Origin of the sequence: Thermodesulfobium sp. 4217-1, from assembly GCF_039822205.1 — a bacterium.
In the GTDB taxonomy this organism is placed as follows: Bacteria; Thermodesulfobiota; Thermodesulfobiia; order Thermodesulfobiales; family Thermodesulfobiaceae; genus Thermodesulfobium.
The window spans coordinates 19596-29285 of sequence record NZ_JBAGBW010000022.1 but is presented as its reverse complement, the minus strand read 5'-3'; the positions used below and the strand labels follow the sequence as shown (position 1 = coordinate 29285).

The 9690-nt window shown below is 37.8% G+C and carries 11 protein-coding genes and 3 tRNA genes; 5 read left to right on the top strand and 9 right to left on the bottom strand.

Annotated elements, in window-relative coordinates:
• The first annotated feature begins 196 nt into the window (after positions 1-196).
• The 4 genes from V4762_RS08200 to tsaA all read left to right on the top strand — a co-directional run bounded on the left by V4762_RS08200 (position 197) and on the right by tsaA (position 1166).
• Positions 197-272: transfer RNA gene (locus tag V4762_RS08200), tRNA-Phe, on the top strand.
• 11 nt (positions 273-283) lie between these two features.
• Positions 284-357 (top strand) — tRNA-Gln (locus V4762_RS08195).
• A gap of 8 nt (positions 358-365) precedes the next feature.
• A tRNA-Glu gene (locus V4762_RS08190) sits at positions 366-441 on the top strand.
• Between the two features lie 17 nt (positions 442-458).
• Positions 459-1166 (top strand): tRNA (N6-threonylcarbamoyladenosine(37)-N6)-methyltransferase TrmO, encoded by a 708-nt coding sequence (gene tsaA, locus V4762_RS08185; protein WP_347315297.1) that lies wholly within the window; start codon positions 459-461, stop codon positions 1164-1166.
• Between the two features lie 3 nt (positions 1167-1169).
• On the opposite strand, the gene V4762_RS08180 is transcribed toward tsaA, so the two are convergent.
• Together V4762_RS08180 and V4762_RS08175 are read right to left on the bottom strand one after the other, a co-directional pair.
• Positions 1170-2144, bottom strand: a complete 975-nt coding sequence (locus V4762_RS08180; RefSeq protein WP_347315296.1) for a permease — start codon at positions 2142-2144, stop codon at positions 1170-1172.
• Positions 2145-2148: 4 nt separating this feature from the next.
• Complete coding sequence (locus V4762_RS08175; protein WP_347315295.1) at positions 2149-2409, bottom strand: thioredoxin family protein; 261 nt, start codon at positions 2407-2409, stop codon at positions 2149-2151.
• A gap of 134 nt (positions 2410-2543) precedes the next feature.
• Between V4762_RS08175 and V4762_RS08170 the strand changes: the two genes are divergently transcribed.
• Positions 2544-2810, top strand: a complete 267-nt coding sequence (locus V4762_RS08170; protein ID WP_347315294.1) for an AbrB/MazE/SpoVT family DNA-binding domain-containing protein — start codon at positions 2544-2546, stop codon at positions 2808-2810.
• Between the two features lie 37 nt (positions 2811-2847).
• Here the strand turns inward: V4762_RS08170 and V4762_RS08165 are convergent, their stop codons facing one another.
• The 7 genes from V4762_RS08165 to V4762_RS08135 form a co-directional block, all read right to left on the bottom strand.
• Complete coding sequence (locus tag V4762_RS08165; RefSeq protein ID WP_347315293.1) at positions 2848-4608, bottom strand: AMP-binding protein; 1761 nt, start codon at positions 4606-4608, stop codon at positions 2848-2850.
• Positions 4609-4771: 163 nt separating this feature from the next.
• Positions 4772-5047 (bottom strand): ferredoxin family protein, encoded by a 276-nt coding sequence (locus V4762_RS08160; RefSeq protein WP_347315292.1) that lies wholly within the window; start codon positions 5045-5047, stop codon positions 4772-4774.
• On the bottom strand, positions 5044-6345 hold the full coding sequence (locus tag V4762_RS08155) for an FAD-dependent oxidoreductase (protein ID WP_347315291.1): 1302 nt from the start codon (positions 6343-6345) through the stop codon (positions 5044-5046). Before V4762_RS08155 ends, V4762_RS08160 begins: the two co-directional genes overlap by 4 nt.
• Complete coding sequence (locus tag V4762_RS08150) at positions 6332-7366, bottom strand: electron transfer flavoprotein subunit alpha/FixB family protein (RefSeq protein WP_347315290.1); 1035 nt, start codon at positions 7364-7366, stop codon at positions 6332-6334. The genes V4762_RS08155 and V4762_RS08150 overlap by 14 nt, the downstream gene beginning before the upstream one ends.
• 11 nt (positions 7367-7377) lie before the next feature.
• Positions 7378-8193, bottom strand: a complete 816-nt coding sequence (locus V4762_RS08145; protein WP_347315289.1) for an electron transfer flavoprotein subunit beta/FixA family protein — start codon at positions 8191-8193, stop codon at positions 7378-7380.
• 86 nt (positions 8194-8279) lie between these two features.
• A complete protein-coding gene (locus tag V4762_RS08140) occupies positions 8280-8834 on the bottom strand; it encodes a cysteine hydrolase family protein (RefSeq protein ID WP_347315288.1) in 555 nt (184 codons plus the stop codon).
• A 20-nt stretch (positions 8835-8854) separates the two neighbouring features.
• Positions 8855-9610, bottom strand: a complete 756-nt coding sequence (locus V4762_RS08135; RefSeq protein WP_347315287.1) for a class I SAM-dependent methyltransferase — start codon at positions 9608-9610, stop codon at positions 8855-8857.
• Between the last annotated feature and the right edge of the window lie 80 nt (positions 9611-9690).

The window sequence follows — 9690 nt, the reverse complement described above, 5'->3', positions numbered from 1 at the left end:
TGAAGGCTGTCGCTTGCTTGGCATATCCTAACAGTAATATAGAACCGTTGGGCAAACGGGGATAGCTTGGTAGTTATACTGGCGTTAGCTGGTACGTCCCAAGAAGCCTCCACCTCTAAGTGTTAGCGTAGGTGGTGGGAGTATGTCACAAGGGCTTGCATTTTAAATTAAAATAATGTATAAATATATATGATTCGCCGAGGTAGCTCAGTAGGTAGAGCAGAGGACTGAAAATCCTCGTGTCGCTGGTTCGATTCCGGCCCTCGGCACCACCTTACCTTATTGGGGAATCGTCTAACGGTAGGACGCATGGCTCTGGACCATGTAGTGGTGGTTCGAATCCATCTTCCCCAGCCAATTTTTTTGGCCCTATCGTCTAGTGGACCAGGACGCCGGGTTCTCAGCTCGGTAACTGGGGTTCGAATCCCCATAGGGCTACCATTTTTTTAGGGGGAAATATGAATGAATTCTTTAAAGTGATTGGTAGAGTAGTATCGAACCTGAAAAAGGGCTCGAAAATTCCACCGAACGGCTATACCGGTGAGATACATGTATTTGACGAGTTTGAAGTTGGACTTACAGGCATAGAAAATAATTCTTTTTTAGTATTAGTCGCGCTCTTTGGAAATCCTTCAGATAAGCCTCTTTTGGTTTATCCAAGAGGAGATTTCAGCCAGCCTCAGACAGGGGTATTTTCTCTAAGAAGTCCAGTTCGGCCAAATCCAATAGCACTCGATACGGTAGAGCTCATAAAAAGAGAGAAAAATATTTTGACGGTTTCAGGCTTAGACTTCTATGACGAGACACCAATACTTGATATAAAATCATACTCACCTTTTAACGAAGTCCTACTTTGTGCTTCACAGGAAAAGAGTTTTATATTTACAAAGTTTAGCGTTGAGGAGAGAAGAGAGCTTTTAATCGGCTTTATAAAGAGGTCCCTTGGCAGCATTTCTCAGGACTCAATTGAAGCTATAGAATTCTTTCTCGAACTTATAAATAATAATACAGTAATAAGAAGCAAGAAAACAAGATACAAAGTAAAAGGCAGTCTAAAATTTCTCGAAGCAGTGGTGCTTATTAGCGGAGCAACAATGCACTCTGATAGACTTGAGTACGAATTTGATAAAAGTAACACATTAGAAATTGTCCCCCCACCCCTATAACTTTTATGGTATTAGAAAATTAAAAAGATATCCTGTAAAGATTATAGATACCGTCACTATTCCAAGAAATATAGCTATAAGCTGAGGTTTTATAACCTGTCTTAGAAGGATCGTCTCAGGGAGCGATACTGCAGTTACAGACATCATGAAAGCCAATGCCGTGCCAACCGGAACGCCAAGCCTTATTAACTCTGAGACCACAGGTATCATGCCAGCAGCGTTTGAGTAAAGCGGAATGCCGACTAATACTGCTATCAATACCGCGAAGGGGTTGCCTGGTCCAGCAATCTGAGCCAAAAAGCCTGTAGGTGCCCATCCGTGCATTCCAGATGCCATGCCTATACCTATAATCACCCATATCCCAATCTTTTTTATAAGATTCATAGTATATTCAAAAGATTCGTTTACCCTCTCTTTAAAAGTTATTTTGACATCCTCTACTTCTAAATCTATCTCTGTCGAGACATTCTCATAAACATAGCCCTCGACATATTTCTCAAGTTTCAGGGCTCCAATTATAATGCCGCCAAAAAATGCGATAACTTCGCCTGAAAGTATATATATAGCAGCTATCTCCCAACCGAATAAACCATATAAAAGCACTAGCGCCACTTCGTTAACTGTCGGGGCAGCTATTAGGTATGTGAAAGTAACGCCCAATGGAACTCCAGCCTCAACAAATCCAATAAACAGCGGTACGGCAGAACAAGAACAGAATGGAGTTATTATGCCCACCAGGTCAGCTAAAAGGTGAGCAAAATAAACGTTTTTACCCTTCTTTACAAGAAGCGATCTGACTTTTTCTGGAGTCAAATAACTTCTTATATAGGTTATTATGAATATAATAACCAGAAGCAGGAAAAATATTTTGGAAGTATCTTCGATAAAAAAGTGTATAGCGCTAGTAAGATGTTGTCCCTTCTCAAGATGCAGAAGGTTATAAGCTACGTAATCAGCAAGCCAAGTAAATATTTGCATAGGATTAACTGTCCTTATTTTTATTTAACATTTCGTTAAATATTGTTTTTAATATGTCTTCAGGCGAAGGAATTTTTCCCTTGAAAACGACCTTTTCGTCTATCACAAGAACTGGAGTAGTCATAACTTTGTATTTCATAATCTCCCTGACATCCTCAACCTTATAAATAGAGGCTGCAACCTGGCCCATCTCTATAGCCTTTTTCGTGTTTTCATATAGCTTCTTGCAATTTGGACATCCTGTACCTAAAATCTTTATAATCACCTTTTGACCTCCTAATAATACATTATTAATTATGTATATTATAATTATATAATAAATTTCGTCAAGTATTTATATAATTTCTGCTTGACTTTTTCATACAAAAGATTTAGTGTTGCATATAATATAGTTTTTAAATGAATAATGGAGGCAATATACCAAAAAAGACAGATAGGTCGGCTTTAAAAAAGAAAGCTAAAGTAGCCAGAGGCCTTCTAAGATTAAGACCGGGAGATGCTGTAGATTTTGTAGTCAAGCAATATGAAGTAAAAATAGCCCCTTTACATTCTGATTTAGAAGAAAACTTTGGCAAAGTTTTTCCAAATAAGAGGCCTGAAGACTTTAATATCATAAGATCTCTTACAGAAGAACAAATAGCTAAGGAAAAAGCAAATGGAAAATGATACTCTTTATTATATTCTTTAATTAATTAAGTAAATCCTATACGCTACCCTTTAACTCATCCAAAAAGTCTTTTTCTCTATATTCGTGTTCAGCCTTAACCTTCTTCTTTCTCACATTTTGATCGTATTCTTTTAAGTCTTTTCTTATTATTTTTGCGCTAACTGTTTTAGGAAAGAATTCCAAAAACTCTATTACGCGAGGCCTTTTATATGGAGCCATATGTTTTCTAATAAACCTAAATATCTCAAGAGCCATCTCACGAGACGGGATATAATCGGGCTTTAATACGATAAATGCTTTGGGGACTATTATTTCCCTTTCATCTGTGGTTGGCACTACTCCAACCTCAAGAATTGCGTGGTGTTCCATAATTTCACTTTCAACCTCGAAAGGGCTGATTCTATAATCAAGGCTCTTGAACACGTCATCAGTTCTTCCAATAAAATAAAAATATCCATCTTTATCCATATAAGCAGTATCACCAGAAAGATAATAACCGCCTTTAAAGACTGATTCATTTTTGCCTACATCGTTGTATGCACTCAGATTGCCAAGAGGCTTAACTGGATAGATGTTGACCCCAATCTGCCCATCTTCACCAAAGTTTTTAATATCTAATTGGTTGCTCAAAATGCTCAAGTCATATCCTGGAGCAGTTTTGCCCATTGAACCTTTTTTAGTGTGCTCTCCCCTAAAGTTTCCGATCATAATAGTGCTTTCAGTCTGACCATATCCTTCTCTTAAATTGAGATCTGTGCTTTCTTTAACCTTCTTTATAATCTCAGGGTTAAGCGGCTCGCCTGCGCTAACTATCTCCCTTAAAGAAAACTTATAGCTTTTCAGATCCTCGATCAAAAAGAGCTTCCAGACACTAAGCGGCGCACACAGTGTGGTAACTTTATGTTTCTCTATTTTTGACAAAATGCCTTTTGCGCTAAATCTGCCCTTGTATCTATATATAAAAGCTGTAGCCTGAGCATTCCATGGAACGAATATACTGCTCCACGCATGTTTCGCCCATCCTGGCGCACTAATATTGTAGTGAATATCGCCCTTTGTACAGCCTACCCAATAAAGTGTGGTTAGATGCCCTACAGGATAATTATGGCTGTGTGTAACCAGTTTTGGTTTTGCAGTAGTGCCAGATGTAAAGAAAGAGTACATCTCATCAGTTGAATATGTAATAAAAGAGGGAGAATAATCTTCCTTGAAATTGTCAACTTCAATATAGTTTAAACAGGCAGGAGATTTACCCTTACACTGATTAAGGATCGTTCCAGAATGATTGCCAACATTAACAATAGCACTCAGATGGTTATTCACAACGTTTTCGATACCAGATAACTTTTTGGCAATATCGCTATCTATAAAAATAAACTTTATATTTGCAGTTTCTATCCTTTCAGCAATGTCTTCGGGCGGCAGCATGGTAGCTGCAGGAATTATAACTCCACCTGCCTTCATTATCCCAAGCAAAATTTCAAATAAGAACACAGAGTTCTCCATTACAACCATAACTCTATCTCTTTTTTGTAATCCAATTTCTTTCAAAAAATTGGCTACCTGGTTCGACCTTTTTCTTAAAAAGTCATAACTTGCTGAAATCTCTCTTCCTTCATCATCCACAAACAGCAATGCATTTTCTTCGTTATTTAATGCAATGAAGTCAAAATAATCCAATGCCCAATTAAATTTTGTCAAATGAGGCCATTTAAAATCTTTCCTGCATATCTCATAGCTAGGGGAAGTAAGAATAAAATCTCTAAGTTTTAAAAATTCTTCTAGCTCTCTTTTCATAGTTAATTCCTTTCTCCTCCATAATTGTCAGAATATTCTGCTATTATAACACAACAAATACCCATCTTTAATCTATCATAAGACAAAAAGACTATGGCAAGCTAAGAAAAAAATTAAACTGAAACTTTAAGATTTTAATCCCCTACAACAACTCTATAACGCTTTAGCCAAATTTGTACTGCACACCAAATCCCCCTCTTGGATATCTCCAGGTAATATAGCTACAAACAATTCTACAGGTACCGCATTCTACGCAGGCATCGTAGTTGATAGATAGCTTTCCCTCTTCATCGTCATACGAATAAACCCCAGCAGGGCAAATATGTGTGCATGGCCTACCCAGACATTTTTTGCACTCTTCTGGATCGCTAACCCCCAGATGACTTTCTTCTTCGTCAATGTTGTACCCTATCAGGTAAAGCTTATCTTCAATTCTCATCTGAAATCCCTCCAAACACTAAATACATCCTTTAAGATATTAAAATATCCAAGTTCTTTTTTAGCCCTATTCATAATTAATTTTATTTTTTCTGATTTTGAGACCTTGTCTACGTTATACATTTCATACATTGCATCTATTATAAATTTGGGATACTTTGATATAAGATATTGTTTTTCTTCCAATAATTTTGGCAAATTTTTATAAGTTTTTAAATCCCTTAACACAAAAGACTCTTCAAGCTTCTTCTGATAAGAACTCAAGGTCTTCTGAGAAAAGTCCCCTATTTTTCTGGCTTCGATATACGTTCTTGCTGCAAATTTACCTGATTCGATTGCAAGGTTTGCTCCCTCTCTATGGATGCTATTCACCAGCATAGCTGCATCTCCCACTACCATAAAGCCGTTAGAGTATAACTTTGGCATTGAATAATAACCGCCTTCTGGTATCAAATGAGCCATGTATTCCTTAGTTTCTCCGCCATTAATTAATGGTTTTATAGCAGGATGACTCTTAAATTCTTCCAGCAAATCGTTTGGGTTGATCTTGAGTTTTACCATATCTTCTGTAACCACGCCTAAACCTAAAGATAGAGAATTTCTATTCGTATAAACAAAGCCTATGGCTCTCATCTTATCAAAATATGGACCTGTAATCTCTATTGTAACTCCCTCAGAGCTACCTGATACCCCAAATCTATCGTTTATAACCTTGTCTGGCAATTCAATAATCTCTTTAAGTGCAAGAGCGACATTATTCGTGGTTATTTTTTTTCTTAAGCCAAGAGATTTGGTCAAAAATGAATTAACTCCGTCGGCCGCTATGACAACGTCACAATATAGGTCTCCATTTGGCCTATCGGTTTTAACTCCTATTACTCTGTCGCCATCTAAGATCAGATCTTTTACTACGGTTTCGTTTATTATCATTGCAGAGGCATCCGCCACTTTTTTTGCAAACCATTTGTCAAATTTAGCCCTAAATATACTAAAACAATTATATGGTTCTGCATTGTATTTTTCGCTCTTTATACCAGTTGAGAACATAGAATCTCCTGACAAAAGCCAGATCTTTTGCTCGACTATATGTCTCTCTATGGGAGCTTCTTTATAAAAATCCGGTATCAAATCATCCAGAGAGCTTCTGTAAAATATGCCGCCCATAACGTTCTTAGAGCCAGGGAAGATGCCACGTTCTATAATAGCAACGCTTATTCCTTCTTTAGCCAAAACATAACCAGCAGCAAGACCCGCAGGTCCTGCACCTACTATTATTACGTCAAAGTCATTCTTTCTCATTTGAACCTCCAACTTTTAACCTTTGCCCAAAAATTTGGGTTAGTTGTGGCAAAATTTCAACAGCATCTCCAACAATCCCATAAGTTGCCACATCAAATATCGGAGCCTGCGGATCTCTATTAATTGCAATAATAATCTCAGAGGATTTCATGCCAGCAAGGTGTTGAATTGCTCCAGAAATGCCTGCAGCAATATAAATCTTTGGGTGAACTGTTTGACCAGTTTGACCCACCTGCCTTGAGTAAGGAGCCCATCCCATCTGCACAACTTTCCTCGATACAGCCCATGTGCCCCCTAAAACATTTGCAAGATCTTCCAAAAGTTTTATATTTTCCTTTTTTCCTATTCCTCTGCCGCCCGCAACTATAACGTCATAAAACCCCAAATTTACCTTATCCGAATCGCTCTCTACCTTCTCCAAGATCTTTTTTGGTATTCTGTCCTCAAAAAGTTCAAATTCTTCCCTAATCTTTTCTAAATTGACAGGATTTTTCATCGCCTGAAAAACCCCTGGCCTCACAGTAGACATCTGAGGCCTGGTATCTGGACAATATATAACAGCCATAAGATTGCCGCCAAAGGTTGGACGCGTCATTAATAGATTTTTTGTTTCTGATTCAAAATCTATATCAAGAGCTGTAGTATCAGCCGTCAAACCAGTATCAAGCTTCGTTGCAAGCGTGCCAGCAATGTCTCTGCCAAGGGTAGTAGCTCCAATTAATATTATCTCGGGTTTGTATTTTTCTATTAAATGCAAAAGGCTATCTCTATAGGGTTCTGTTCTGTATTCTCTTAAAGCAGGGCTCTCAATAAAATAAAATTTCTCGGAACCATATTCAGACAGTTTGTCAGAAAAAGTCTCAACGTTGTCACCAACAGCAAACGCACAGATATTGCAGCCAATATCTTTTGCCAGATGGCGACCTTTGGTTAATAGCTCCAAAGATACGTGTTCAATTTTCCCGCGATCGTGCTCAATAAAAACCCATACGTCTTTGTATTCGCTAATATTATGACTCATAACACCGTCTCCTATACTCTTCCCATTTGTTTTAACACAGGTTCTAATTTTTCAAACAAAACATCGGCTATTTCTTTGCCGCCCAGTTCAAGAATTTCACCTCTTTCCCTTTTGGAAGGGATAAAAACTCTTTTTACTTTTGTAGGAGAGCTCTTTAAACCACACTGTGTTGGATCAATAGTGGTGTTAGTTGAGTTAAGCAATTGTACATTCGACTTTACTGCTTTAATTAGATCCGGAAGAGGGGAAAACCTCAGATCATTTAATTCCTTTTCTGTTGTAATCATGCACGGCATAGATACCTGAAGAGTTTCAGAACCGCCCTCAATTAATCTCTGGACTATTATATAGCCCTTCTCAGGCTTTACCTCTATTATCTTTATGGCACAAGTCACAAGCGGTATGTCAAGCCGAGTTGCCAAACCCGGACCAGTTTGAGCGGTATCACCGTCAATGGCCTGTTTACCAGCCCAAAAAATATCAACTGGTCCATTTTCCTGTATAACCTTTTGTGCCCCTGCCCACAAAGCATAACTGGTAGCCCAGGTATCGGAACCGGCAAAAACCTTGTCACACAACAAATAGGCCTTATCCGCCCCCATTGACAAAGCCTTCCTCAAAGCCTCTTCGGCCATTGGAGGACCCATACTTAAAACTGAGACTATCCCACCGAATTTGTCCTTCAGCTGGACAGCTGCTTCAATAGCGTGGGTGTCGTAGGGATTGATTATCGCAGGGACGCCTTCTCTAATCAGGGTACCAGTATGATAGTCTACTCTAACCTGAGCTGCATCTGGAACTTGTTTAATAAAAACTAAAGAGTGCACATAAACCTCCTTTAGATAAAAATTACTTAAAAAGCTATTAAAATCTAACAGCTTAAAAAGACACTAAAAAAACTTTTGAATAAATTTTATCTTGACTTTATATTTTCAATCCACTCATGAGTAGTTAAAACCTTACTAAATCTCATTGCCTGGGTAATCAAAATTGCGTTGTGAAGTTGCTCTGCAGATATTGAGCCAGCATAATTAGAGATATCTAAGGTTCCGGTAGCATCAGACAAAAACTCGACAAAAAATCCCTTATGCATTGCCTGCCTTGCAGTAGTATCACAGCACATCTGAGTCATATAACCGCAAATAGTTACAGTATCAATTTCGTCTCTTTTAAGTACTGCCTCAAGATCTGTATTTGCGAAACTATCAGGAAAATTTTTCTCAATTATATATTTATATTTTCTCTCTCTTACTTCTTCCTTTATCTGCCACTCCTTAGTTCCTTTCACAAAAACCCCAGAATCTTTTTGAGGAGCTGTATGTTGGATAAGTATTACTGGAATTTGATTTTCATTTGCAAAATCAATTGATTTTAATATATTTGAAAAACTATCATTTGGGTATGTTACTGGCAGTTTTCCAGAAAAATATTCATTTTGAACGTCGATAATCAACAAAGCTCTCTTCATTTGCCCTCCTAAAATAGAGCTCATACTTTTACAGCCTTGACCCTTATGCGTACATAATCTGCAAAATAGCTTCCGTCTCTGAACAAAGCTGGCCTGAGAATTTCTTCTATAGAATTATATGCTTCTTCTTTTTCATAAATTGATAATTCTTCAAAAAATATTCCGAAAAATATATCCAGCCAATCTCTTAACCCTCTCTCTCCTCCTTTGAGCCTGGTAGGTCTATCAAATAGATATGCTTCTATTACCTTAAAGCCTTGACTTTCAAGCAATGGAGCATACTCTTCAACAGAAGGGTAAAACCATGGGTTCAGTTTAGCTGCATCAATTTCATATTTAGAAAATGCCTCATATATCGCTTTTATAACCATGTCCACATTGCCCTTGCCTCCAAATTCGGCTACAAACCTGCCCCCTTCCTTTAAAGCAAGATAAATTGATTCGATTGCTAAAGAGGCACTTTTAACCCAATGAAGAACAGCATTAGAAAAAACTGCATCAACAGTCTCCTTTAATCGAAAAGTCTCAGCAAAGTCTACGCTAAATGGTATTCCAGGATACTTTTCACAAGCTTTTTTTATCATAGTGGGCGAATAGTCTATTCCTATAGGCTTCGCCCCCAACTTAAAGATTTCATAAGTTAAGTCACCAGTTCCACAACCTAGATCTAATATGCTCTCGCCAGGCACAGGAGCCAACAGTCCCAAGACTTCCTTTCCAAATTCGGAAACAAAGCCCACTTTGTTGTCATAATTATCTGGATCCCACTTATTCAATTATAATTTGACCCCTCATTTATTTATAATTTTATAGTAAATAATAGATGTATTAATTTTGTCAATACGATCAATTATAC

Coding starts and splice junctions, on each gene's coding strand:
- V4762_RS08160 (WP_347315292.1), bottom strand. CDS start 5,047: ATGAGAATTGAAGATAAGCTTTACCTGATAGGGTACAACATTGACGAA.
- V4762_RS08180 (WP_347315296.1), bottom strand. CDS start 2,144: ATGCAAATATTTACTTGGCTTGCTGATTACGTAGCTTATAACCTTCTG.
- V4762_RS08150 (WP_347315290.1), bottom strand. CDS start 7,366: ATGAGTCATAATATTAGCGAATACAAAGACGTATGGGTTTTTATTGAG.
- V4762_RS08140 (WP_347315288.1), bottom strand. CDS start 8,834: ATGAAGAGAGCTTTGTTGATTATCGACGTTCAAAATGAATATTTTTCT.
- tsaA (WP_347315297.1), top strand. CDS start 459: ATGAATGAATTCTTTAAAGTGATTGGTAGAGTAGTATCGAACCTGAAA.
- V4762_RS08170 (WP_347315294.1), top strand. CDS start 2,544: ATGAATAATGGAGGCAATATACCAAAAAAGACAGATAGGTCGGCTTTA.
- V4762_RS08155 (WP_347315291.1), bottom strand. CDS start 6,345: ATGAGAAAGAATGACTTTGACGTAATAATAGTAGGTGCAGGACCTGCG.
- V4762_RS08165 (WP_347315293.1), bottom strand. CDS start 4,608: ATGAAAAGAGAGCTAGAAGAATTTTTAAAACTTAGAGATTTTATTCTT.